Raw genomic sequence first — 24,394 nt, forward strand, 5'->3', positions numbered from 1 at the left:
CCTTCTCAGTGATTGCCTATCCGCATCCTAGCCTGATGCTAGCGGAGTCTGGGCGGAGCCTGGCCGCATTGCCTTGCCCTAAAGACCGCTAAGCTGAGCATTAGGCTGTTGCGCATGATGTTAGTGCGCATGAAGGGCGTCGCGCATGAATTCTGTGGTGCACGGGTGGAACTAGACCGAACGGCCTGCTTACTGAACCTTATGCAACAAGCTGAGATCCCTAGCTTGAGGGATCTCAGCCGTCGAGCTGGCGTGTCGCGCCGCAGCCTAGATCTGCTGCGTCAGGGCCAGATAACGCGACTGCGGGTCGAGCAAGTGCTGAGCTTGAGCCAGGTGCTGAAGCTGTCGGTACAGGAGTTTTTGCAGCAGTTCAGCCCAGATGCCTTGCCCCAAGACGAGGCAGCCACTCAAACAGCAGGTGTCAAATCCGAGCCCGTCAAACCTGAGCTAGCCAAGTCCGAGCCAATCAAACCTGAGCCAATCAAACCGGATCCGGCCAAACCCGATACTGAGCTGTCTATTGAGCTGGCAAGCTTGCGCAGCGAGTATGAACGCCTTCAGGCACAACTGCAAAGCCAGCAGCAGGACTTGGAGCAGCAGTTCCGCACTCAAACTCTACAAGCGCTGGAATCCCTACTGCTGCAATGGCCAACTGCCGCCTACGCAGCGACTAAAAACCCTCAAGCTCCTGCTAAAAACCTGCTGCCAATTCTGCGTCCGCTGGAGCAACTGTTGTCAGATTGGGGCATTGAGCCGATCGGTGAGGTGGGTAGCGAAACGGCCTTTGACCCGCAACTGCATCAGCTTGAAGGGGCGGCTCAGCCAGGGGACTCGGTACGCGTGCGCTATGTGGGCTATCGCCAAGGTGACACCCTGCTCTACCGGGCGCGAGTGAGCCCTGTATGAGTTCCCCAGTCGATATTTTGATTCTCAGTAACGGTCCGGGCGAGTTGGCGACTTGGGTGCAGCCAGTGGTGCGCGAGTTGCGGCAACAACTAGGCCAGGACCGGCAGCAGGTACGCGTTTCCGTGGTGCTCTCGCCCTGTCCCCACGCCAGCGGTCAGGAAGCCAAAATCGCTTTGGGCTACGCCGAAGTGGATCGGGTGCAGGGGCCAGAGCATTTTGTCTCGTTTCTGCTGCTGGGTCGAACCCGAGATTGCCTAACCGGCAAGCCCTGGTCCTGGCGCAAGCAGGGCGTAGTGCTGTTTCTGGGTGGCGACCAGTTTTTCACCCTCGTAGTTGCACGACGACTGGGCTACCGCAGTGTGGTCTATGCCGAGTGGGAAGCGCGCTGGCAAGGCTGGATTGATGCCTTTGGGGTGATGAGCGCCAAGGTATTGCGCAAAGCTCAGTATCCAGAACGGCTGACCGTAGTGGGAGATCTGATTGCTGAAGCCGCTAACCTGAACCCGGAGCTAGAGGCAGACGTGCAAAACGGTCTGGCTCTCCAGCCCGATGCTGAACTCATCGGTTTACTGCCCGGTTCCAAACCAGCCAAGCTGGCCCAAGGCGTGCCCCTGATGCTGGCGGTTGCAGACCAGATCGTCCAAACTCATCCCAAGGCTCGCTTTGTTATCCCTGTGGCTCCCAGTTTGCAGCCGGAAAGCCTGGCGCACTTTGCCCATGCCAAACGCAACCCGGCGATGGCTTTGATAGGCGGTACATCGGGCAAGCTCATTGCTCAAGGCTCAGGGCTAGCCTTTGAAACCGCAGCTGGTAACCGCGTGGACCTCTGGACTGGTTCACCGGCCTATGCCCTACTGTCCCAATGCCGTCTGTGCATCACCACAGTAGGAGCCAACACAGCAGAGCTAGGGGCATTAGCGGTACCCATGCTGGTAGTGGTGCCTACCAATCAACTAGATGCCATGCGAGCTTGGGATGGCTTACCCGGTCTGCTAGCCAATCTACCTGTAATTGGCACTTGGTTCGCCAAACTGATCAACCGGCTGATGCTGCGGGCCTTGCGTCGTCGTCAGGGTTTGCTGGCTTGGCCTAATATCTGGGCAGGCGAGCCGATTGTGCCCGAACTGCTGGGCCACTTAACCCCCGAACTGGTCAGTCAGCACGCCCTGCAACTCCTAAATGACCCTACACAGCTCAGCCAGATCCGCGAACGCTTGCGTCAGGTGCGCGGGGAACCCGGGGCCGCTCACAAGCTGGTAAACCTGGTAGTGGCTCAGCTTCCAGGTGCCCGAGCCAGTAATCGCTTGAGCTAACTTGGCAGACTGTTAAGGGTATGGGAGGCTGGTTGGCAGCAGCCAGGTCATCAGGTTTCGTTCGGAGCAAGCTCGTCCGCATGATTACGATCCAGAACGCACTCATTGCTGTTGGCGTTGGTGAAGATGGCGCCATTGACTACCAGACCGCCACAGTTCAAATTCAAGAAGACCGCATCGTCGCCATCCAACTCGACAGCGCCAATGGCAACAATCAGAACGGGCTAGAGTCCAGCTCAGAGTCTGGTGGCGAAGTGGTAGATGGCCGCGACAAGCTGCTGCTGCCGGGTTTTGTCAACGCGCACACCCATTCGTCTGAACTCTGGCAACGGGGCTTAGTCCCCCCGCTGCCCCTGGAACTGTGGATTGCCGACCTCTACGATTTCACGCCCCTAGACCCTGAGCAGGTCTACCTGAGCGCTATCGGCACCGCAGTCGAAACTTTGCTGTCTGGTGGCACCAGCGTGGTCGATCACCTGGTCCTGATTCCTGGCCAAGAGCGGGAAACCGTAGCTGCGGCAGTGCGGGGCTACCGCGAGGTCGGTATTCGCGCCTTCATTGGCCCGCTGATTCAAGATCAGTCCCTACCAGCAGGCATTCCCACTAAGGGCACTGAGGTGCAGGTTGCAGATTACCTGCGGGCGACCCAGGCCACTCTGGAACTGATGGCAGATGTGGTCAGTGCTCACCATCGACCGGAAGAGGGCATCAGCGTTCTGGTGGCACCCACTGGCATTCAGTTGTGCTCGGATGAGTTATTTCAGGGCTGCATTGAACTCAGCAACCAACACAACCTCTGCCGTCATGCCCACCTGCTAGAAACCCGCGCCCAACAGTTGCTGGCTCAAGAGAAATATGGTTGCTCCGCAGTCGAGCACCTGGAGCGGATCGGCTATCTAGGCGAACGCACCTCGCTGGCGCACTGTGTCTGGCTGTCTGAGGCCGATCTAGAGATTATGGCCCGGACACGCAGCACGGTTGTGCACAACCCCTTAAGCAATCTGCGCCTGGGCAGTGGTATTGCCCCCGTGCTCAAATACCGGGCTCTGGGGGTCAACGTTTCTTTTGGCTGCGATGGTGCCGCCAGCAACGACGGGCAAGACATGCTGGAAGCAATCAAGATCGGTTCGATCCTGCATAACATTACTGACCCCGACTACCACAACTGGATTACCCCGTTCGAGGCGATCCAGATGGCTTCGGCGGGAGGGGCCAAGGGCTTGGGGCTCGCTGACCAGATGGGCTCACTGAGCGTTGGTCAGAAGGCTGACCTTGTGCTCTATGACCTCAATAACCTATCTCTACTGCCACGTACTGATCCGGTGGGCTTGCTGGTGCTGGGTCGTCCCACCAATGTGGTTCACAGTGCCTGGGTGGATGGCAAACAGATTGTTACTGCTGGCAGCGTGCAAACCAGCAGCGTGGAACGTCTGCGCGAAGAATTAATTCGCTATAGCGGCTACCACAAAGATCGGACGGTTCAGGGCCGCCCGTTAGTTGAGGCTCGCTACCGCGAGGTGATGGGCTTACCGCTCGTGCACGGTTATTCCTAGCAGGTTAGTCCACCAGTTGGGCTAGCTGGTGGACTGACTCACTAAATTAGGCCGCTAAATTAGCCCGTTAGATGGGCTCACTCATTGGCTTGCGATCTAGCTGCCTGCCTAGATCAGGACCTCTAACCTACGGGGCAAGGAGCAAAATCAACCGCCAGCTCAGCCTCAGCCTGGCTGACGCCATTGGGCTGGAGAATCACTGAGCAACCATCTTGAACACCCAAGGCAAACTCTCGGGATAAGGCCATGCCAGCCACCAAGTTGGGGTAGTCGAAGCTAATGACTTCCTCCGGCTCACTGTCAGTGCGACAGAGCCCTCTAGCGTAGTGGTAGCCGATGGTAAACCCCTGCTCGTACAGAGCAATTTGCACAGGCGAGAACTTCAGCTTATCCATGACGAAGGCTCCATAGGGGCTCGGGCGCAGTCTCGGGGCACAGAAGTGAGCTGAGCTCAAGATTCCAATTACTGAATAAGAATAATGAGTGGCTTACCTGCGAATTCTCCAGATATCAAGCAGGAGCTTCAGTGTCCAGAATCACCAGATAACTCCGGTCTGATCACACTGCACCGGGTTCAACTGGGGATTCAACCGGAGATTCAACTGGGGGTACAGCTGAGGTGGCTGCCCGCTCAACGAACTATTCAGCAAACAATTAACTGACAGCGAGAAGCCTAACAAAGAACTCTAGGCTGAGAATTTAGCAGCTGCCAGCGTTCAAGGTCTAACTGCGGGCGGTAGCTGTATTCAATTGCGTCACTATCTGCCCCCAGTATTCGCTATTCGTATTGGCGATTAGAGGACAACAAGCATGAACACGATGAAGCGCAGGTTGATGACTAGCGTATCGGTTTTGGCCTTGGCGGTTGGCATCGGTGGTGTTGAGTGGCGAGCGACTTCGCCTGCACAAGCTCAAGCTTGCACAGCGTTGGCTGTGGTTGGCGGCCGCGGGACTCAGGTACGCAAGACAGTTTCTCCAGCGGGCACGTTAGTCACTGGCAATAACTGGAATACAGATTTTGCCGTGCCTAACGGGAATCGCTTTCGACGGTATACAGTCACGATTTTGCCGGAGAATGATGGCCAGTACAACATTCAGATGTACTTGAAGTACAGCAACGATACGAGCGATCAGTTTTACAACCAGAACAACGTGCGACTAACTCGCGGCAGACGCTTCTACGTTTCCGGTCAGCCCCGCGATAACAGCAACCAACCGTATCAAGTCAACGTTTATGTCGGCGGCACTGTAGCCCTAGGGAATACCTATACGGCTTCGGTAGTTGGCTGCCGTTAAGTAGGTTGCCGGTGACAACTCCCTAACTGCTGACTATTGACTATTGACTACTGAACCGCTGGCAGAGAGCCGTTGCAAGCGCTTAGCTTGACTAGAGCTGAGCCGGTAATTGAATGGGTCATCCAGGCTAATATTTCAGTTCGCTTAGGAGCCTCTCAACCGACTCAAGCGGTTCTAAAGTTGTTATGCCTACTTGTTATGCCCAATTGCCATACCTAATTTTCTAGCGTAGGCCCCGCTGAGCCAGAATTTCCAGCAGCACGTCGGGAAAATCGGTGATGATGCCATCGGCACCCAAGTCGATCAGCCGGTTCATAATCGTCGCTTTGTTCACAGTCCAGGGCACAACTGGAAAACCAGCCTGCTGAATCTCGTGAACCGGCTGAATGAAATCCCGCGACTCTGGCAACAGGGTTTCAAAGTTGGGCGAATAGCGGTCAATAAAGCCTGCTGCCCGTAGCAAGCCAGCAATATCCGGCTGATGCCGTCGGAAATCCAGACCTGCCAGAAATGGGGAGGCAATGCCCATGCGGGAGAGCAGGGTTCCCGGTCTGCCACGACGCTGGCGTACCAGAGCTGCCGTTTGAATCTTGGCATTCAGCTGTTTGACCGCCAGGAGCACTCGCCAGTCGAAAGACTGCACCGTGACTCGTTCCAGCAGCCCATACTCTTGCACCAGATTCACTATTTTTTGGGCGAAGAATATTGGCCCAAACGTGTCGCGTGGACGCAACGGATTAATCTTGCACTCGATCGTGTAACGGGCCTGAGTTTTGGGGAAATAACGAGTCTGATACTCAAAAACCTCGGCAAGCGTCGGAATATGCTCACCAGGGGACAGTAGCTGCATCGGAAACTGCACTGGGTCGGGGTTGCGCGAACCGCAATCAAAGGCTTGCACCTGCTCCAGGGTCAGCTTACGAATCAACAAGCGGGGCCGACGACGGACGGGTGTGCCATCGGGGTGAAGGCAGAGCTTGGCGGGAATTTCTGGGTTGTGGCAGACCACCAAGACGCCATCAGCGGTCAAACCCGTATCTAGTTCCAGGGCATCGACCCCTAAGCTCAAAGCCAGGTGAAAGGCAGCCAGGGTGTTTTCTGGGCGCAGGCCCCTGGCACCGCGATGCCCTTGAACTTCGAAGTAGCGTAGATCAGCCTTGCTCTGCTGCGTCCTGCTCAATTCAGATTTACGCAATCGAGAACGTTTTAAACGTCTCGTCAAAAAGCTAATCGGGCGAGCCATTCCTCATTTCTCCACCACACCTCCTCCAGCCTAATGAACGAAGGTGAACTGGATGTTAAGTCTGAGGTTAAGCGAAAGATTCTGAGCCCTGTAGGGAATAAAAAGAGCAGAGGGGAAAACTATCCCACCTCTGCAGCTCTACTATCGCAAGGAAACGCTACCCTGATGGTTCAGAAGCGCTAGGTTGTGGCCCTGGCGTTTCTTGGAAGCCTGGGCCTAGCAACTGCATTGCCCCGACTGCCATAGGTTCATGCTATGCCAGCTCTCTCTATCTTGGGGAAGATGCTCAGCAGATTTACGCAATCTTTAACGCAGGGTTTACTCCCGCTTCAAGGCTTTAGTGATTGGGATCAAGCGTGCCCGCAATCTACAGCTATTTCTTCTCAAGTTCTCTCTGAAAGTTAAGCCCCTGCTGAGGCATTCCTCCCAAATAGTTCTGCCTTAGGGATTGGGATTAAGGTTTTGTGCTGAGCAACGGCAACCTCACTTTGAATGTACTGCCTTGCTCTAGCTCTGTCTCGACTGTAATTCTGCCACCGTGATGGTAGACAATTTTGCGGCACAGGTAGAGCCCCAAGCCCACTCCCTGAGGGCGATTGCCGCTGGCTTGGGGAAGCTGGCTGAATAGCTCGAAGATAAGTTCCTGATGCTCGGCAGCGATGCCTGGTCCTTGGTCGCGCACAGCGACAACCGCTTCCTGAGCTTCAATTTCCTTACCTTCAATGCTCAGCTCTAGACAGACCTGGCTCTGGCTAGGACTGAATTTTGCTGCATTATCCAGCAGGTTGATCACCACCTGAGCCAAACGGTCCGCGTCCCCCCAGACTTGCACCTGGGGTTCTGCTAAGGGGCGTTGCAAGCTAAGCGCACGGCTCTCATAGAGAGCACGCGTGGCCTGAATGGCTTGACAGAGAACGCGATTTAGATCGACAGCTTCCTCGTGCCAGCGGTAGGTACCCGAGTCAAGCTTAGAGAAATTGAGCAACTCATCAACCAGTCGGGTCAGACGGAGCGATTCGCTATTGGCAATCTCCAGAATCTCTCGGTTCCGAGGCTCCAAGGACACCGAAGATCTGAGAACGGAGACTGCTGTGGCGATAGTCGTGATCGGCATCCGGATTTCGTGACTGACCGCAGCCACCATCTCAGATTTCAGTTTTTCTAAACGAGTGAGGTTAGTATTCGCCTGTTGCAGTTCCCGATTGGCTTGTTTGAGGGCTTCTGTGCGATTACGCTCGGTGGTATCGCGCCAAGCCACGGCAAAGCCGTCTCCTAACTTGGTGGCATTGACATCAAAGGAGCGAGTGAGGCATGGATTGCCATAAACATCGCGATAAACTAAAGCCTCTTTGACCAGGGATTGACCTGTTTCAACCACCTGGCAATAGTCATCAAAAAGCCCCATTTCCCGATGACTGGGGAACAGTTGCAGCAACCTCATGCCCACTTGCTGCTCTCGGCTCAAGCCATTGTGAACACAGGCAGCAGCGTTGACATACTCAACTCGGAAATCCACAATCTGCCCTGACGGGTCGCGAATCGCTGCATAGATGCCGAAACAATCTAGTAAATTCTCAACTGAAATTCGGAAGCGCTCTTCACTGCTTCTGAGTTCTGCTTCTGCCCGTTTGCGCTCAGTGATGTCCTCGGCAATGCCGGCAATTCGCTCGAGCTGACCCGTCTCGTTGCGAATGGCAAATGAGTGAGCACCAATCCAGCGAACGTCTCCATCTGGACGCACAATTCGATACTCAAGGTTGAGTTTGCCTTTGGCTCCCAACTCACTTTTAAATGTAGACAAGACGCCCTGACGGTCATCAGGATGAATGGTCTCGAGCCAGGAGTCAGGTTGCTCGTACAAACTTTTGCAGGTGCGGCCCCATACCTCTTCATAGGCTGGGCTGACATAGAGTTGCGTGCCGTCTACAGACTTCAAGAAAAAAACTTGACGAATGTTTTCGGCTAACTGGCGAAACTTCTCCTCACTGGCCGCAAGGGCCGCAGTTCGTTCGCAAACCCGCTGCTCCAATTCAGTGTGCAATAAACGGGTTTGTACCTCGGCTTGCTTGCGGTCATCAATGTTGCGGATAATCGCTAGAACTTCGTCCTCGCCGCTCACCACGATGCGAGCTTCTTCATAGCGAATAGTGCCACTGAGCAAAATTTCATACTCAAAAATCTGGGTTTCACCCGTCAAGAGGGCCTGCTCAACGTAGTGCATCCGCGTACGGGCCAGCTCATGCGGCAATACATCGTACTCGTTGCTGCTCACAACCTGGTCATCCGGCAGGAGCATATCGAACTCCTTAGACCGCTTGAATTCCAGGTAGGTACCATCTCGGCTAAGTCGCAGCATGAGATCGGGAATTGCGTTGAGAATGGCTCTATTTTTCGCTTCGCTTTTGCGTAGAGCTTCGTTCAGCTCTGCCAGTTGTTCGGTTCGGTTCAGCTGTTCGCGCTTGACCCAATCCCTGTAGGTGCGAAAAAAATCAGCCAAACTAGGCTCCATTGCGAAGAGAGGACCAAGGTGTTTCTGGGCCCGTTGATCCGCTTCATAGGTGATTTCAGGATGGGCTTCCATCCAGCCGTGACAAGTTTTGATATAGGCAATAAAAATGGCTAAATGCTGATAGTTGACAGGTCCTAAAAGGTCACGTAACCGATTGCGGCAATGGTCAGCTTCAGTAGACTCCATCGCAACAAAAATAGAGCAAGCCAATAAGCTTTCTTCCAGCACCGAATCAGTCTCCGGCCACCTGCTTAGAGCACCTGGTATCTCAGCCAGTAGCGCGAGGTGTTGTTCAATCTCTACAGGCAGCGGAGGGGGTGCCTGTAACAAGGCCAACACAGCCTGCGCACTCATACCGAGGGGACGCAGGCTGCAACTGTGGCAAATCAGGCAATAGGGAACAGTGCAGTAGCGCGAGAGATAAGCAGACAGCTTTTCTTTAAACAGAGTTGGTAGCGGACTCTGTAAATAAGCCAAGAGTGTCTGTTGCCATAGATTTTCTAATACTTGAGGATTTTGCTGTGCTGGCTCAAAAAAGGGAGGAACAAAGCCGAGATAAGCTTCGATTTCTAGCCAAATTTGTTCGCTAGTTCGCATCTGATCAGGTCCTCTAATAAGCCAAAGCTAATTTGTTTTAGGCAGTGCTTTCGGTTGAGACAGCGAGGACACCCTGTTGAGATTTGAGATTAGAAACTCAAGATTCGAGACTAGAAATTCAAGACCAAAGACAAAACAAGCTCAAATCAAACTATGCTCATGGGCGAACTGAATAATCGATTCTCGACGAGGCAAGTCCAGCTTGGCGCGGATGCTGGCCACATGTCCCTGCACGGTGCGCCTGGAGATGTACATCTGGTCTGCAACTTCCTGATTGGTCAGGCCACGAGCGACCCACTGGAAAACCTCTTGCTCCGTCGGACTCAAGTTCGCAATTGGGGAGCCTGCCGCTAGGGAGTCTGGTAACAGGCCGCCTGCACGGAAAAGCGACTGGGCGCTTGCTCGCTGACGAGTGGCCCGGATAATTTCTGACTGCATCCGTCGGACTCGCTCAATCGCGTTCTCAATACGGACGATTAACTCTTCAGTCACGAAGGGTTTAGTCAAGTAGTCATCTGCACCGAGGCGCAGGCCAGCCACTCGCTCTTGAGGCTGGGTACGGGCAGACAGAAAGATAAAGGGCAGCAGGTCAAGGCCCAGATCCTGTCGAACCCGACGACAAAGCTCTAGGCCGTCACAGCGCGGCATAGCAACATCGGCAACAACAATATCAGGCAACTGCTCTGACTGTTGCTTTAGAAGTTCGAGGGCTTCTAGTCCGTCCTGCGCTGTCTGAACCCTATAACCGCGTCCCTCCAGTAACGCTCTTAAAACGGCAATAAAGTTAGGGTCATCATCTACAATCAACACACGTTTCATAGGCACCCTTGCGGATTAGACAAGTGCCCAGCAAGATCAGCAGAAGTGGAGTCACAGTGCGCTGGACGGCAACCCTTATCTCTAAAGGCTAGCCTCCGGCGAAGACAAAAAAACACTTCTCGATGTTAGCAATGCTACAGGCTGAGTACTGCAACTGCTGTCATGAAGTCCTTGAATCTTTTAAGGCATACGTAATATTCACCCTGATCTTTAAGACTATACAAACCACAGGAGGTAAATACTCAGGTGCTCATACCTAAAAATTAGGTACGGCGCGCAGTAAGGTGCCCCAGAATGTGCAAGTAGGCTAGATCGATTCTTAATCTTGATCAATTAATGCACCAGTTTGCGCTAAAAGCTTTGCAGATATGCCCCATCCTCTCTAGAGTCGCCGAAAGGGAGCTGGCAAAAGGAGACTCTAAAAAGATGGCTCTAGTACCAGTGCTCTAGTACCAGTGCTCTAGTACCAGCGCTTCAATACTGGGTAGCTTACCCTCTGTTACCCACCAGACTAAGCACTACCTGCCTTACAAGGCTATGTATGAGATACGTGAAAAATAGGTTTAAGAAACGTTTTTCCTCAGCAGGTTGGCGGCAGGTCAGCTCAAGACGGAGTAAAGATTGAAAGAGGCGAGAAACAGTAGGCAAAACAGTAAGTTGGGTAGAGCTTCTTCTTGTATTCTTCGCCAAGACTAGATTAATGAACGAGCTACTAGCCAGCAGTAGAAGGAAACTCAACTCATGCAAGAGATCGAATTGCTAGAGGCAGAAATTACAGCTCTGTGGCAGAGATTAGAGGAACTTTGCTTGGAGCAACAGCAACTTTTTCAAGAAGCTGAATTGCCGTTGGGCCATGCACAAAATGGAACCATGACCTGGCAGGAGCGTGCTGTGCATGTCTTCACCCGATTGCCTCAGTTTGTGGCTCTTCGAGAGGTATTAGAGTCCTGCTTGCAACAAAAGCTAGTAGATCTGGCTCATGCTCAAATCAGGCAAAGGCACAATTCTGGAAGCTAGCAATCAACTCATCTGGGGCAGACTGGTTGGGCAGAAAATTTCTTGCTCAGAAATTTCTATATAACTTCCGAGCACTCTCAATTTGTGTCTCTATCTCTAGCCAGCAGGATAACCAGGCTGAACCACAGAGGCTCAATCAGAGCACTAAATGCATTTTTTGATGCAACTGCTTGAGCTGCTGAAATTTCTCGGCAGTGCCTGAATTGAGTTGGGGCGTGTGGATGACAAATCTCAAGTCTGGAGTTCCCTCCACCAGAAAAGTGGTGTACTCGAACATCAGCCGTCCCACAATTGGATGCTCATACTCTTTCAGTCCTTCACATCTACCTTTAATATCGTGACGAGGCCACCACTGCTGAAACTCTGGGCTGGTCTTTTGCAAGTCTTCAATGAGTTCTACGAACGCTTCATCGCCAATGTAGCGACTACAGGCGCAGCGAAATTTTGCCAACATGAACTGTGCATGTTCCTCCCAGTTCACTAGGCTACGACGCAGCTCCAAATTGGTGAAGAAGAGCCAAATGATATTGCGCTCCCGCACAGGCATGGCATCGAGGTTGCCCAACAGAATCGGCGCAGCCGCGTTCCAGGCCAAAACATCCCACCTGCGCCCAGTAATGTAAGCAGGACCCGTATCAAAACTAGCCAACAAACGCTGAAGGGCCGGACTAACAATTTCTGGCTGTTGCGTTAAATGAGGTGGGGATTGCTGGAGCGCCAGGAGAAACAAATGAGCTCTTTCAGCGGGCGTTAGTTGCAGTGCGCGAACCAGGCTTTCCAAAACTTGAGCAGACACCCGAATATCGCGGCCCTGCTCTAGAAATGTGTACCAGGTTGTACTGACATTGGCAAGTTGGGCCACCTCTTCTCGCCGTAGGCCAGGTGTACGGCGACGGTTGCCGTTGGGTAGCCCCATAGCTTCAGGCGAAAGGCGAGCCCGGCGCGTTCGCAAAAAGTCAGTTAACTCCCGACGTCGCTGCCCATCATCCATCTAAATCTATCCAGAGCTTTTAGAGCCGCAAGCTAGCAGAATTTATACCAGCATAAACGCTCTCTGGTACCGGCATGAACAGGCCGCTAATTTGAAAAGACAAGCCGCCGCTCTGTTCGGATCTTCTAGGAGAACGAGAAATGAAAGTGTTTCTGACCGGAGCCACAGGTTACGTTGGCACAGTCGTTGCTGAAAAATTGCGGGCAGCAGGGCACAGGGTTGTTGGACTTGCTAGAAACGATGCGGCAGAAGCTGTTCTACGCGAGCGCAATATTGAACCCTACCGGGGAGATTTGCAGGAGCCAGAAGGTCTTATATCTGCCGCAAAAGCAGCTGATGGGGTCATCCATACTGCCTTCATTCATGACTTTAACAACTTCGACAGTGCTGTTGACATTGAGCGTAAAGTCATTGCCGCTTTTGTTCAGGCATTAGTTAACTCTGACAAGCCACTGATTGCTACTTCTGGTACGGGGCTTTTAGGAGATACAGGTAGTGAACTAGTTGATGAGACTGCTGCCATCGATCCAACTTTCGTTCTAGCAGCACGAGCCCAAGCGGAACAAGATATTCTACGCGCAGCAGAACAGGGCATTCGCAGCCTCGTTATCCGCCTGCCACTTTTTGTTTACGGACGAGGTGGCAGTGTTTTCATTCCCATGCAAATGCAGGCAGGCAAGCAAACTGGGGTAGTTCACTATATCGAAACTGGGACGAATCAAGCGTCTGCCGTACATGTGGACGATGCCGCACAGCTTTATGTTTTGGCACTTGAGGCTTTAGCACTCCAAAAAGTGGCTGCTGGTTCAATCTTTCATGCGACGACCCGGTCTGGGATTACCGCCAAAGCTATGGCCGAAGCGATCAGTCGGGCAGTGGGTTGCCGAACTGAAAGCCTTGCCCTAGAAGACGCACAAGTGACTTTAGGACCAGTCGTAACCGCATTTATGTCGATGAACAATCAAGTTTCCGCAACCAAAGCGATGACGGAGTTGGCTTGGCAACCTGGCGGCTACCCTGACCTACTCGATGATATTGAACACGGTTCCTATCGTCAAATGCTCAACTCAACTCTTTAATTCAAGGATTCAAGTCAAGGAGTTGATAAAGAATTGCAAGAAATTGATGATGAATTTTTCTAAGCCATTCAAGCAGGTGATCGTGCTGATCCTAGTTGCCTGTGCTGTTATTGCTTCTAGTATTGGGGTCACGCTTAGCAGTACCGAAGCCCAAACCTCAGGACTTAGTACGACCAATAGTACGCCTCATAGCGCAACCAATAGTGCAATCAACAGCACAAACAATAGTGCAACTGGCAGCACAACTAACGCAGCAGTTTACCGCTTCAAGGTAGGGGCAATCGATGCCTTAGTCGTGAGTGACGGCAGCTTAACCACACCACCGCTACCCAATTACGCGCCAACCGCTGAGCCAGCCGAGGTCGAGCAAGCTCTGCGTGAGCGCTTTCTGCCAGCCGACCAACTCACGCTGTACTTCAACGCGCTCTACCTTGACACTGGCCGCAACAAAATTCTGATCGATACTGGCTCGGGCCGGGAACTGGGCCCCACACTCGGACGGCTAGCCGCTAACTTGCGAGCGGCGGGTGTGCCACCGGAGACGATTGATACAGTGATCCTGACCCACGCTCATCCCGACCACATTGGCGGGATTCTGACCGCATACGGCAGGCTGGCTTACCCGAACGCTCGATACTACATCTCCAAGGCTGAGTGGGCTTTTTGGACTGCGGCCAATGTCAGTCTGGCAAGTCTCAAAATTAGTGAGGGCTTCAAGCAGGCAATGGTTGCTGCTGCCCACCGGCACCTGAGCGCCATTCGTGAGCGGGTAACGCTGTTCCAACCGGGCCAGGAGATTGTTCCAGGCATCCAGGCGGTTGACGCTGCCGGTCACACTCCAGGGCAAACGGCGCTGCTGATCAGCTCAGGCCAGTCCCGGCTCATTCATGCTGCCGATGTTTTCTTCAACGAAGCCTTCGACCTGGAACATCCCGATTGGCAAACAGGATTTGATTTAGACCCGGCGCAGGCCGCAGCCACACGCCGTCAACTGCTTAACCAAGTCGCCCTGAACCCCATGTTGGTGCTTGCCTACCACATGCCTTTCCCAGCTTTAGGCCACATTCGTGCCCGGGGCGAGCGCTACGAATGGGAGCCAACCTTGTGGCAGTTTGAGGTTGCAGACTGATTTAGGGGTAGGGGTGGTCTCTCGTCGCCCTTACCTCGTCACTTACCTCTGACCAGTCGCGCTGGATAAAGCTCAAGTAGAACTCAAGCGTTCGACATTGGATGTTCGTGCAGCCAATTTTCCAAGTCTGCTGAGTTAGAAAAGTCAAGCAGAGCTTCTGCCAAATCTTCCAACTGAGCCACGGACAATTGCTGAATGCTCTGCTGCTGCTCTGAACTAATTGAGCCTAGACGACGGTTGAGTAAACGCAGAATCAGAGCCACCCCTTCTTCTTGCTTACCTTGCTGTACGCCCTGCTGTAGCCCCTGCTGTACGCCCTGCTGCAAGCCCTGTTGCAGGATGTCCTGGTAGATTACAGACTCTCGCATAGTGTCCTCACGGAATACAACACGGATTAGGTCTTTATCAAAACGCAAGACTGCCAAAACCTGCACCGCAGCAGAAACGCTCTGTCGCTGGCTGGTTGGCTTCATCTCTATAAGTTCTATCAGGCCCTCTACAAAAAGCACTCGGCAGAAGAAACTGATAGGTACTACTAGGCACAGCTATTCACCATAGGCTTTACCTGATACCTTGCCCCGGAAAACTACGTACTGATAAAGGTTGTAGAACAGCATCACGGGGATGAGAAAGCCAATAAAGATAATCATGATCACCAGCGAGCTCGGATCTGCTGCCGCTTCGTAGATGGTGATTCGAGTTGGAATAATGTAGGGAAACACCACTAGCGCCAGTCCAAGAAACGTGAGCACGAAAATTAGAATTGTCCAGATAAAAGGGGCACGTTCTTCTCTCCGCTCAAGACTGGACAGTAGCCGCGAAACCAGTAAAATTCCCAACACCGGAATGGCGGCAAAGACAAAAACTAGCGGCGGCTCAAAGAGTTTTGATCTCGCACTTTCATAAAAGATTGGGGTTGTAATCGTGATAAAAATTGCACCTAACATGGTTGTCCAGGCCGCAATTTTGGCGGTTTTGTAATGGGTTTCCTGTAATTCTCCCTCCGTCTTCCAAACTAGGTAGGCTGAGCCAATCAAAACGTAGCCCTGAATCAGGGTCAACGCCACCAGGACTGACTGCCAAGTTAACCAATCCCAGGTGCCGCCAATAAAGTGGCCCGACGAATCGACGTTAATGCCCTTCAGCACTGCACCTAGCGCAAAGCCTTGGCCCAGAGCCGCCGTAAAACTGCCCGCTCCGAAGGCGAAATTCCAGAAGAACTTACGGTTTGCCTGTTCTCGAAACTCGAAGGCTACGGCTCGAAAAATCAAGCCAAACACCATCACCAGAATTGGGATGTAGAGGGCTGTCAAAATCGTGCCGTAGGCAAGCGGAAAGGCACCAAACAAACCACCGCCCATGAGCACCAGCCAGGTTTCGTTGGCATCCCAAATGTTACTCAGGCTAGTCATCAGCAGGCCGCGACGCTCTTCATCATCAGAGGTCAGCGACAAAATGCCGACCCCCAAGTCAAAGCCATCTAGCATGACGTAGAGAAAGAGAAAAAGACCTAGAATGCCAAACCAAACCTGCGGTAGGAAATACTCTAGAGTTTCCATGCGGTCTCCTACTGTTGGGCTCCTGATATTGGGCTTCTACTGCTGGGCTTCTACTGTTGAGCTTCTACGGGACGCTCATCTGGCACAAATTCTCCAGGAGCCGTATCGACCGCAGGCCGGTCGATTTCAATACCGGGCACGGGCAGATCAAAGTCCGGACCCCGGCGTACAATCCGGCTACCAAAATACAAACTGGCAACTAGCAACAGAGGGTAAACAAGGGCAAAGCCGGTGAGTGAGGTAAGCACATTGCTAGCCGGAATATGTGAGGCGGAATCTACCGTGCGAATTTGGTTATAAAGCGTCCAAGGCTGTCGGCCCACACAACGCACAATCCAACCCGTATCAATGGCAATAAAACCCAGGGGAGCTGCGAACATCCAAGCTCGCATCAGCCAACGTTGCTCACTGATCTTCTCAGCGGAAAATTTGCCGAGCAACCAGCAGAGAATACTGAAGCCCATCACGGCGGCTAGGAAAAAGCCAATCCCAACCATTATGCGGAAACAGTAATAAATGAGCCCCACTAAATGCGGTCGGTCTTCTGGTTGCCATTCTTTCAAGCCACGCACAGGAGCAGACAGATCTTTCTTAAATTCCAGGATGTAGCCCAAAGCGTTGGGGATAGAGATCTCCCAATCATTTTTTTGGGTCTTTTCGTTAGGCAGGGACACTAGGCTCCAGTTGGCAGGCTGGCCCGCTGGCAGCGTCTCCCACTGGGCTTCCATGGCAGCCAGTTTGGCAGGCTGGTAGAGATAAACTTGTTCTGCGCTCAGGTGTCCCATGTAGAGCTGCAAAGGCGCAACCACAATCGCGGCAGCCAGGGCAATCTTAAATGACTTAGCAAAGAAGTTGGCATGGCGCTGGTTAAGGATGTACCAGGCACTGATGCCGCCCACAACAAATAACGAAGTCTCCAAAGTAGCGAAAAACATGTGGAGAACGCTGGTCGCGGCGAATGGATTGAGAATGGCTTGAAAGTAATCGTGGACGATAAATTTACCATTGACCATCTCACCGCCAGTTGGCGTTTGCATCCAGGAACTGGCCGTTAAAATCCAAACCGTAGATAAATTCGCGCCGACTGCAACCAGGATCGTTGAGAGGTAATGAATCGCAGGATTAACGCGTTCCCAACCGAACAACATAATGCCTAGAAAGGCAGCTTCTAGCATGAAGGCCCAAGAGGCTTCGAAGCCAATCACGCTGCCAAAGAAATTGCCCACCGCCTCAGAGAAAGGAGCCCAATTGGTACCAAATTGAAATTCCATGGGGATGCCGGTTGCCACGCCGATCCCAAAGTTGAGGGCATACAGTTTTGACCAGAACCGAGCGTGATGATAATAGTCAGGGTTACGAGTTTTAAGCCATATCCCTTCGACCATGACCAGATAAATTCCCACGCCAGTGGTCAGAGTAGGCCAGAGCATGTGAATGATTGCTGTCAAGGCGAACTGCATGCGCGACAGCACCACGGTATCGGATAAAAATTCCATAAATAATTGGTCTCTCCGGCTGATTAAGGGCTGATTGAAGAGCTGGGCTGTTCTGAAAACTTGCCCTCTAAACTATTCAGGAGCAGTTCTTTACCGTCAATTCTCCCTAAAAGTTTTAATGTTTCGCCCGAAGTGTTTTGGCTGAGATTTTAAACTCAATCATAAGTTGACCTCATGATTGTATTAACTATCACAATCCAAGCCCTTTCACTCGGTGAATAGGTGAGCTAAGTTATCTCTTTAATTTGTGCTTCTAATTGTGCTCCTAAAAACAAGTTCATCAAAAGTCAGTTTGGTGGAGTCAGGCTAGATTGGAATTTCTCAAATTCAGGCAGCGTTGTAGCTTTTAAAACGCAATCTTTTTACACACACACACACACACTCTCTCTCTCTAGACGTTTTTTACCGTGCCTATCGGACTAAGCTTATTCTGGTTGTAGGCTTGCTTGATAGTAGGGTGGCAGTCGTGGAACGGGACGAGGATCGGCACATAGACGACCTGCTGGCAAGGCAGGCGGAAACTCTAAAGCAAATTAGAGGACTGCTTGAGCAGATTCGCCGATTGTTAGCGCCCATCTCAGAATTGGCGCACCAAGAGGTTGAGCAACAGGAACTTGAGCCACCGCCAGCTGAACCCGAGCAGGCGATGTGCCGTTGCTGCGGTCCCAAAAAGCTGTGGTCGGAATTAGAGGATCGCGAACCCTGAGATTCTGTTGCTGGCTGCTTGCTACTAAGTGAGCTGAAACCTCAGGCTCAAGGCAACCGCTGCTGAGCACCTGAGGCTCAAGGCAATCGCTGACGGTATCAGATTCTGAAACGCACTCGGGGCAGAGCGGGCGGCCAGGTTAGCCTCGTCTCACAAAACACTTCTTGCCCCAACAGGTTTTCGTAAGGTCTATGCTAATTCGCGGTCTCGGTTTCGCAGTCGGCTTCTTCTCGTTGGTTGCCAGTGCCTCAGCTCAGGTTCTAACCCTGCCTGCACAAACAAGTGGCCTAACCCCAATCCAGGGAAGGATTACCAATGTCACCCAGAGTCGCGTCCCTGTCAGTGATACAGCGACAGGCTCTGCAACGCGGGTCACGCTTGAGTTCCAATTACAAGGTTGCCTCGACTCTTTGCTACCAGTCATTTCGCATCCTGAAATACAGGGTTCTCGCGTGACCTTCTATGTCACTGCCCTCAATGCTCACAACGAACAATCTATTGCTGCCACCTGTATGGTGGGCACGCCTAAGGCGACAGCCCAAGTGAGCGTACCTGGCATATTTCAACGCAATCAGGTTCGAGTTGTGTTTATGGGCCAACAGCCTCAGCAGGCTAGATAGAACCCAAGAGGCTATCGTGGGATTCAGTTCTAAGCTGCTGCAACAGGCCAGTAGCCTTTTCAATCAGGCCATTGAATCAGGGCCAGCCAATTAGCCCGGCCAATTAGCCCAGCCAATCAAGCTGACATCAACTGCTGAAGGCGTTGGGGTTCTTCGCCGAGCCAGTCTGGATTCTGAGCCGTGCTATCGAAGATGGATGAGGTTTTGAAGGGCTCAAATTCACCGCGTGATCCTGCTTCTACCGTTTTGGCTAACAGCGCTTGCACTTGCTCTTCTGTCATCGGTTGGAAGGTACGCACGGCTTCGAATGCTTGATCGAGAATCTCCAGACTATCTATTCCTGTAATCACAACAGATGTGGGCAGATTCAGAGCATAGTGAAGACACTCAATCGGTGTCACCGTATTTGACTGCAACAGAATGCCGTTGGCCATGCTTTTCATTCCCAGAACGCCAATATTTCGTTTGACCAGTTCTGGTAAAACCAGCTTCGCGAAGCTTCGGTAATGGGCATCCATCACATTCAGGGGCAGTTGAGCCGTGGCAAATTGAAACCCGTAATTGTCTGCAACTTCCAGCATGTGCAGATGAATAGCAGGATCTTTATGCCCAGTGAAGCCAATATAACGAAGCTTGCCCGCTTGCTGTGCCTCTATTAAGGCGGCATGGGATCCTTCTGGATCGAAGATGCGATGGGGGTCCTCAAACCGTAGGATCTCGTGATATTGCACCAGATCAATATGATCCACTTGCAGGCGTTGCAGGGCTTCATCTAGCTGTTTGGTGGCTTCCTGGTTAGAGCGACCGTCAATCTTCGTCATCAGGAATACTTTGTCCCGGTAGCCATCACGCAGCGCTTTTCCCATACGAGTCTCGCTGACTCCACCGTTGTAATCCCAAGAGTTATCCATGAAGGTGATGCCACGATCGATGGCACTGTGCACAATTCGGAGCGCCAGTTGTTCATCAACGTGCTTCAAACCGAGGTGCCAGCCGCCCAGCCCAATTGCTGAAACTCTCTCGCCAGTATTGCCAAGAGTTCGATATTGCATTTCTGTTGATGAACTTTCTGACATTGGTTCTCCTTAAGTGGGTCAGTAATAGGTCAGCGGGGCATATCCTGCTCTTGGCATTGACATTAATAATTTTCTTGCTGTACAGCTGGCCCCATACATTTTAAAACTTGGCTAGTTAAAACCTGGCAAGAAAACATCCTGAATAAACGCAATTAGAGAAAACCATGACTTTGGCAGTCATGGCTATTTCTTCTCAACAAAGTGCCTCAGCTAAACTTCAAAGCGTTGATTTCAGGCAGTTTGACCAGGCCTGAGCACGATCTTGATGCAGTTATCTTTCTTGTGCTTGAAGATTTCGTAACCTTGGGGGGCTTGCTCTATCGGTAGCTGGTGAGTAATCACAAACGATGGATCGATATCACCGTTTTGAACGTGATCGAGTAACGTCTGCAAATAGCGGTGCACATGGGTTTGTCCTGTTTTCATGGTCAAACCTTTATTCATGAAAGCACCCATCGGGATCTTATCGACAAAGCCCGTATAAACGCCGGGAACCGATACCGTGCCGCCCTTGCGACAAGCCACAATTGCCTGACGCAACACATTCGGTCGATCGGTTTCTAAACGCACCGCCTGCTTGGCTTTGTCATAGAAACCTTCCAAGCCCAGCCCGTGAGCTTCCATGCCCACTGCATCCATTACGGAGTCAGGACCGATCCCGCCAGTCATTTCTTTGAGAGCTTCACCCACCTCGATTTCTTCATAGTTCAGGACTTCTGCTCCACCGTCTTTCGCCATCTGGAGACGTTCAGGAACGCGGTCGATTGCAATTACGCGTCCAGCGCCCAACATGAAAGCACTTCTAATTGCAAACTGCCCAACCGGACCACAACCCCAAATCGCAACCGTGTCTCCGGGTTTGATATCACAGTTTTCTGCCGCCATGTAGCCAGTTGGGAAAATGTCGGTGAAAAACAGAACTTGTTCGTCTGCTAGCCCATTAGGAATTTTGAACAAGCCAACATCAGCAAAGGGAACACGGGCATATTCTGCTTGGCCCCCTGCATACCCTCCAGTCAAATGAGAGTAGCCAAATAGACCCGATGGCGAATAACCCATCATTTGCTCCGCCATCCAAGCATTGGGATTGGAGTTATCGCACAGTGACCATAAATCGCGATTGCAGAAGAAGCAGCTCCCGCAGGAAATCGTGAAGGGGACAACCACACGATCGCCCACTTTCAAATGCTTATTCTGAATCCCACTACCCAATTCGACAATTTCGCCCATAAATTCATGACCCAGGATGTCGCCCGGTTTCATGGTGGGGTTGTAGCCGTCATAGAGGTGCAAATCAGAGCCGCAGATCGCAGTTGAGGTAATTTTGACGATCGCGTCACGCGGATTGATAATTTTAGGATCGGGTACGGTTTCAACCTGTACCTTATTAGTCCCTTGCCAGCAAACTGCTTTCATGATTTCTCCTATTTGAATAAGTTCTAATGGCTGATTTGTAATTAGCCGTGGTAATTAGTCATGCCCTTTCGGTTGACCTTCAGTTGTGGCGATCTCACCGGTTTCCATCAGCATCTTGAATCGACGTAAATCATCGCCAAGCTGCTGCTTTGGTGATTCTCCAAAAAGTTTGGCAATGGCATCGCCAATGGCGCCACCTGGTGGGTTGTATTCTGTGACCACTTTGACTTCAGTCCCACGGTCATTTGAGGTGGGTTGGAAGCGGATAAAACCAGAGTTAGCGATCTCTGCGTTTTCCACCGATTTCCAAGCGATTAGTTGGTTTTCTTGGTCTTCGGTGATCTCTGCATCCCACTCGACCGTTTGATCTAAAGGTCCACTCGTTACCCAGTGAGACCGTTTAGCATCGTAGACTTTTACGCTTTTGAGATGCTTCATAAAGTGAGGCAAGTTCTCAAAGTTATGCCAAAAGCGATAAAGATCGGCTGCGGGTTTATTAATCGTCAGGGTTTTTTCAACTTTGATTGGTTGGCTCATCTTCATTACCTCTTAGTCTTGCGGGTTGATGCTGTTCGGATCCACCGCTCAAATTCACCGCAGCAGAACGGGTTCAGCGTCAATGCGAACGCGGAAAAGCGTGTAGGGCTTTTGGCGCAGATCTTTGCCGTTTTGGTATTTCGCCTGACGGTGCAATTGATTGGCAGTGACGTAAAGGTAGCCATCTGTCGCGACTGACATCGTGTCGGGCCACAGGAGGTGAGGGTCATGTACGACCGTCTCCCACTCTCCATCAGGGTTGCGCCTCAGGATGGCATTGTGTTCGTAGCTTGTAGCGTAGATGCAGCCTGCTGCGTCTGATTCGAGTCCATCTGCACCGCCGCCTCTGTCCCCTTCATCAACCACGGTTGCGGCAACGGCAGGTTCATCAAGTGAGCGATCGCAAAGCGCATCAATTGCAACGCTGTAGAGCTTGCGGCTGGCCAGTGGGCAGTAGTATAGGCGTGCCCCATCCGCACTGATCGCAATCCCGTCTGCTCCCATTTTGAGCGACTTGGTTTTTCCGTCCGGGTGACGCTCCATAAACGGACGACCCTCAACGATCGGCAGAAAGCTCGACGGTTCCTCAGCCTTAGTTGAGGGATGCTCATGCAGCCTGCGCCAGCTTTCGCCCGAGGCCAGGTCCACCACAATAATGCCGTTCGGCCCCTGGTCAGAGGAATCCGTGATGAACGCTATTCCCTCAGCCCCGCGCCTGAGATCGAAGCGGACATCGTTGAGGTAAGTAGTCGCTAAGGCGACAGTTTGCGGAAAGAGAATCGTCTTGATGACTTGGTTGCTTGTTAGATCCACACAGACCAGCTTGGGTCCGCCGTACTGGGTCGACTTAAACATCGGACTGCCAGTGTCGAGAATCCATAGGCGATCGCTTGGATCCACCACAACACTCTGCACAGACACCAGCGTCGCGGCGAGGTCATCAGGATTGGTTTGGTTGATCGCCTCATTAGGGTAAGCGATAGGACGGCCTTCCCGGATCTCTGCCACTGTGAACGTGACCTCATCACCCCACTTCGGGAAATTGACGAAGATGCGCCCTTGATGGGACACAGTCACGCCTGTCAGCATGGCGCCATCGAAGTGGGCAACTGGCTCTAGGGTGCCTAATGACTCATCCGTGGGCAATTTCTGCAACTGACTGACCATGAGCAACATCTCCTAAAGCAGGCCTAAAGAAAGCAGGTAAGCAGCAAGGGTTTTCTAGTAGGCGGAGTTTTGAAAGTTTTTGCAGAGTTTTTTAGGTTTTCTTTAGAGGTCAGGCTGCTCTTGGCTTGAGGACGATTTCAGTTCAGTCATCTTCGTGGGCATCTTCATGGGCATCAAATTGCTGCTAGATGTCTGGCGCATCGTGGAGCGACAGTCGGTGCGAGATCAGGTTTAGGCCAGATCTTTTCAAAGGTCCAATGCCTTGAATAACGCCTTGAATACAGTTACCCGCATTCACAGAAAAGATGCACACCCCTTGGTTGAGGGTTGGGCGATTAATACTTCCAAGTTCCAGCAACCCTTGGAAATTCTAGAGATGCGGAATCACCCTTGCATCTACCTCATGGAGTAGGTGATAGGCTACCTAAAACCATCTATTTCTACTTGTAGAAAGCAGAAAAGTTAGTAAGCTGAATCAGAAGAGTTTGGAACCTTTGACAAGGCTGTTGAGCAATTACGAGCGCTAGAAGCAGCAAAAGAATCAATCCAAAACCTAACATTTTTTACAGCAAATCAGTAAAGGGGAACAACGATTTAGCCATAACACCTCTGGTCTTTTGGACTAAAGGCACGACAACTAAATTGTTATTCCCCGAAGGAAACAATCTGATTTGGGAGTTAGCTTAACTGGCACTAGAAACTACTTTAGCTTCACCGATTCGCCTGCCTGGATGAGCAGTTGTCCGAGTTGTTGTAATTTAGAAGCAACATCGGCAGGGGCATCGGTAGCAGCAACCGAAGTGTCTTCACCCAGGTCAATCAGAATCTTAGAGATTTCGGACTTATTGCCGCTTCTTAGAGCTGCCTTGAGTTCACCCAGGTCTTCACCAATATCTTGACCTTGAAGCTCTTGCTGCCAGCTGTCGATGAGCGCAATTGCATCATTGACAGAGACAGAAGCCAGCCCTTGTTGCAGAGCAGTAATGGTGAAGTTGAGGTCAGCAGATTGACTTACATCAGCCATGACAAATTTCCTTTTATTACTAGGAATAGTTACTCAGACGGTGAGACTAAAACTTCTCTACACCCATCTTTATTGTTCTTAACAATCTCTCTCAGGGCTTCACCCCCAAGAAATACACCTTAAGGCATAGAATTTGACCCGCTTTCGGTCAAATCCTGGTCGAAAGCAGGGTTAAGGCAGCCGCTTTCTGAGAAGTCTTAACTTGTCTTAAGAAGTTGCCCTAATCTAAAAGCGGCAACGGACGTAGTCTTGGAGCGTCGCTGATGTCTGGTTGCCAGTAAACAAGCAAGAAAACTAGGCAAGTAACTCTTCAGTTCAGACTGAAGGGCAGCTTGTCAGGT

General features: G+C 51.8%; 23 protein-coding genes. 10 read left to right on the forward strand and 13 right to left on the reverse strand.

Annotation, left to right across the window (positions count from 1 at the left end):
- The first annotated feature begins 114 nt into the window (after window positions 1-114).
- The 3 genes from H6F94_RS00965 (at window position 115) to H6F94_RS00975 (ending at window position 3,772) form a co-directional block, all read left to right on the forward strand.
- On the forward strand, window positions 115-906 hold the full coding sequence (locus H6F94_RS00965; RefSeq protein ID WP_199320102.1) for a helix-turn-helix domain-containing protein: 792 nt from the start codon (window positions 115-117) through the stop codon (window positions 904-906).
- Window positions 903-2,219, forward strand: a complete 1,317-nt coding sequence (locus tag H6F94_RS00970) for a glycosyltransferase family protein (RefSeq protein ID WP_190800357.1) — start codon at window positions 903-905, stop codon at window positions 2,217-2,219. Before H6F94_RS00965 ends, H6F94_RS00970 begins: the two co-directional genes overlap by 4 nt.
- Window positions 2,220-2,299: 80 nt before the next feature.
- A complete protein-coding gene (locus H6F94_RS00975; protein ID WP_190800358.1) occupies window positions 2,300-3,772 on the forward strand; it encodes an amidohydrolase in 1,473 nt (490 codons plus the stop codon).
- Between the two features lie 122 nt (window positions 3,773-3,894).
- Here H6F94_RS00975 and H6F94_RS00980 read toward each other — a convergent pair whose 3' ends face one another.
- Window positions 3,895-4,167, reverse strand: a complete 273-nt coding sequence (locus H6F94_RS00980) for a hypothetical protein (RefSeq protein ID WP_190800359.1) — start codon at window positions 4,165-4,167, stop codon at window positions 3,895-3,897.
- An 84-nt stretch (window positions 4,168-4,251) separates the two neighbouring features.
- On the opposite strand from H6F94_RS00980, the gene H6F94_RS00985 reads away from it, so the two are divergent.
- Window positions 4,252-4,434: a hypothetical protein gene (locus H6F94_RS00985; protein WP_190800360.1), complete on the forward strand. Its 183-nt coding sequence runs from the start codon at window positions 4,252-4,254 to the stop codon at window positions 4,432-4,434.
- A gap of 148 nt (window positions 4,435-4,582) precedes the next feature.
- Entirely contained in the window at window positions 4,583-5,068 is a 486-nt protein-coding gene (locus H6F94_RS00990; RefSeq protein ID WP_242040920.1) for a hypothetical protein, read from the forward strand.
- Window positions 5,069-5,291: 223 nt separating this feature from the next.
- On the opposite strand, the gene H6F94_RS00995 is transcribed toward H6F94_RS00990, so the two are convergent.
- From H6F94_RS00995 to H6F94_RS01005, 3 genes are all read right to left on the reverse strand, one after another.
- On the reverse strand, window positions 5,292-6,311 hold the full coding sequence (locus tag H6F94_RS00995; RefSeq protein ID WP_190800361.1) for a glycerophosphodiester phosphodiesterase family protein: 1,020 nt from the start codon (window positions 6,309-6,311) through the stop codon (window positions 5,292-5,294).
- Window positions 6,312-6,765: 454 nt separating this feature from the next.
- Window positions 6,766-9,417 (reverse strand): PAS domain-containing sensor histidine kinase, encoded by a 2,652-nt coding sequence (locus tag H6F94_RS01000; RefSeq protein ID WP_190800362.1) that lies wholly within the window; start codon window positions 9,415-9,417, stop codon window positions 6,766-6,768.
- A gap of 141 nt (window positions 9,418-9,558) precedes the next feature.
- Complete coding sequence (locus tag H6F94_RS01005; RefSeq protein ID WP_190800363.1) at window positions 9,559-10,236, reverse strand: response regulator transcription factor; 678 nt, start codon at window positions 10,234-10,236, stop codon at window positions 9,559-9,561.
- A 741-nt stretch (window positions 10,237-10,977) separates the two neighbouring features.
- Here H6F94_RS01005 and H6F94_RS01010 point away from each other — a divergent pair.
- Window positions 10,978-11,253, forward strand: a complete 276-nt coding sequence (locus tag H6F94_RS01010) for a hypothetical protein (RefSeq protein ID WP_190800364.1) — start codon at window positions 10,978-10,980, stop codon at window positions 11,251-11,253.
- A gap of 136 nt (window positions 11,254-11,389) precedes the next feature.
- On the opposite strand, the gene H6F94_RS01015 is transcribed toward H6F94_RS01010, so the two are convergent.
- On the reverse strand, window positions 11,390-12,244 hold the full coding sequence (locus tag H6F94_RS01015) for a helix-turn-helix transcriptional regulator (RefSeq protein ID WP_190800365.1): 855 nt from the start codon (window positions 12,242-12,244) through the stop codon (window positions 11,390-11,392).
- Between the two features lie 140 nt (window positions 12,245-12,384).
- Here H6F94_RS01015 and H6F94_RS01020 point away from each other — a divergent pair, with 140 nt between their 5' ends.
- Together H6F94_RS01020 and H6F94_RS01025 are read left to right on the forward strand one after the other, a co-directional pair.
- Window positions 12,385-13,323, forward strand: coding sequence for an SDR family oxidoreductase (locus tag H6F94_RS01020; RefSeq protein WP_190800366.1), 939 nt, complete (start codon window positions 12,385-12,387; stop codon window positions 13,321-13,323).
- A gap of 46 nt (window positions 13,324-13,369) precedes the next feature.
- Window positions 13,370-14,452 (forward strand): MBL fold metallo-hydrolase, encoded by a 1,083-nt coding sequence (locus tag H6F94_RS01025; protein WP_242040921.1) that lies wholly within the window; start codon window positions 13,370-13,372, stop codon window positions 14,450-14,452.
- A gap of 83 nt (window positions 14,453-14,535) precedes the next feature.
- Here the strand turns inward: H6F94_RS01025 and H6F94_RS01030 are convergent, their stop codons facing one another.
- From H6F94_RS01030 to H6F94_RS01040, 3 genes are all read right to left on the reverse strand, one after another.
- Window positions 14,536-14,925, reverse strand: a complete 390-nt coding sequence (locus H6F94_RS01030) for a DUF4351 domain-containing protein (protein WP_190800367.1) — start codon at window positions 14,923-14,925, stop codon at window positions 14,536-14,538.
- Between the two features lie 72 nt (window positions 14,926-14,997).
- The gene (locus H6F94_RS01035; protein WP_190800368.1) at window positions 14,998-16,011 is read right to left on the reverse strand and encodes a cytochrome d ubiquinol oxidase subunit II; all 1,014 of its coding nucleotides are present in this window, start codon (window positions 16,009-16,011) and stop codon (window positions 14,998-15,000) included.
- Between the two features lie 50 nt (window positions 16,012-16,061).
- Entirely contained in the window at window positions 16,062-17,507 is a 1,446-nt protein-coding gene (locus H6F94_RS01040; RefSeq protein WP_190800369.1) for a cytochrome ubiquinol oxidase subunit I, read from the reverse strand.
- A 466-nt stretch (window positions 17,508-17,973) separates the two neighbouring features.
- On the opposite strand from H6F94_RS01040, the gene H6F94_RS01045 reads away from it, so the two are divergent.
- A complete protein-coding gene (locus H6F94_RS01045; protein ID WP_190800370.1) occupies window positions 17,974-18,213 on the forward strand; it encodes a hypothetical protein in 240 nt (79 codons plus the stop codon).
- Window positions 18,214-18,404: 191 nt separating this feature from the next.
- Window positions 18,405-18,833 (forward strand): hypothetical protein, encoded by a 429-nt coding sequence (locus H6F94_RS01050; protein ID WP_190800371.1) that lies wholly within the window; start codon window positions 18,405-18,407, stop codon window positions 18,831-18,833.
- A 116-nt stretch (window positions 18,834-18,949) separates the two neighbouring features.
- On the opposite strand, the gene H6F94_RS01055 is transcribed toward H6F94_RS01050, so the two are convergent.
- From H6F94_RS01055 to H6F94_RS01075, 5 genes are all read right to left on the reverse strand, one after another.
- Window positions 18,950-19,909: an aldo/keto reductase gene (locus H6F94_RS01055; RefSeq protein ID WP_190800372.1), complete on the reverse strand. Its 960-nt coding sequence runs from the start codon at window positions 19,907-19,909 to the stop codon at window positions 18,950-18,952.
- 231 nt (window positions 19,910-20,140) lie between these two features.
- Window positions 20,141-21,325 (reverse strand): zinc-dependent alcohol dehydrogenase, encoded by a 1,185-nt coding sequence (locus H6F94_RS01060; RefSeq protein WP_190800373.1) that lies wholly within the window; start codon window positions 21,323-21,325, stop codon window positions 20,141-20,143.
- A gap of 54 nt (window positions 21,326-21,379) precedes the next feature.
- Window positions 21,380-21,862: an SRPBCC family protein gene (locus tag H6F94_RS01065; RefSeq protein WP_190800374.1), complete on the reverse strand. Its 483-nt coding sequence runs from the start codon at window positions 21,860-21,862 to the stop codon at window positions 21,380-21,382.
- Between the two features lie 54 nt (window positions 21,863-21,916).
- Window positions 21,917-23,029: an L-dopachrome tautomerase-related protein gene (locus H6F94_RS01070; RefSeq protein ID WP_190800375.1), complete on the reverse strand. Its 1,113-nt coding sequence runs from the start codon at window positions 23,027-23,029 to the stop codon at window positions 21,917-21,919.
- Window positions 23,030-23,729: 700 nt separating this feature from the next.
- Window positions 23,730-24,053: a hypothetical protein gene (locus H6F94_RS01075; protein WP_190800376.1), complete on the reverse strand. Its 324-nt coding sequence runs from the start codon at window positions 24,051-24,053 to the stop codon at window positions 23,730-23,732.
- Window positions 24,054-24,394: the final 341 nt, after the last annotated feature.

It is taken from the genome of Leptolyngbya sp. FACHB-261, from assembly GCF_014696065.1.
In the GTDB taxonomy this organism is placed as follows: domain Bacteria; phylum Cyanobacteriota; class Cyanobacteriia; order FACHB-261; family FACHB-261; genus FACHB-261.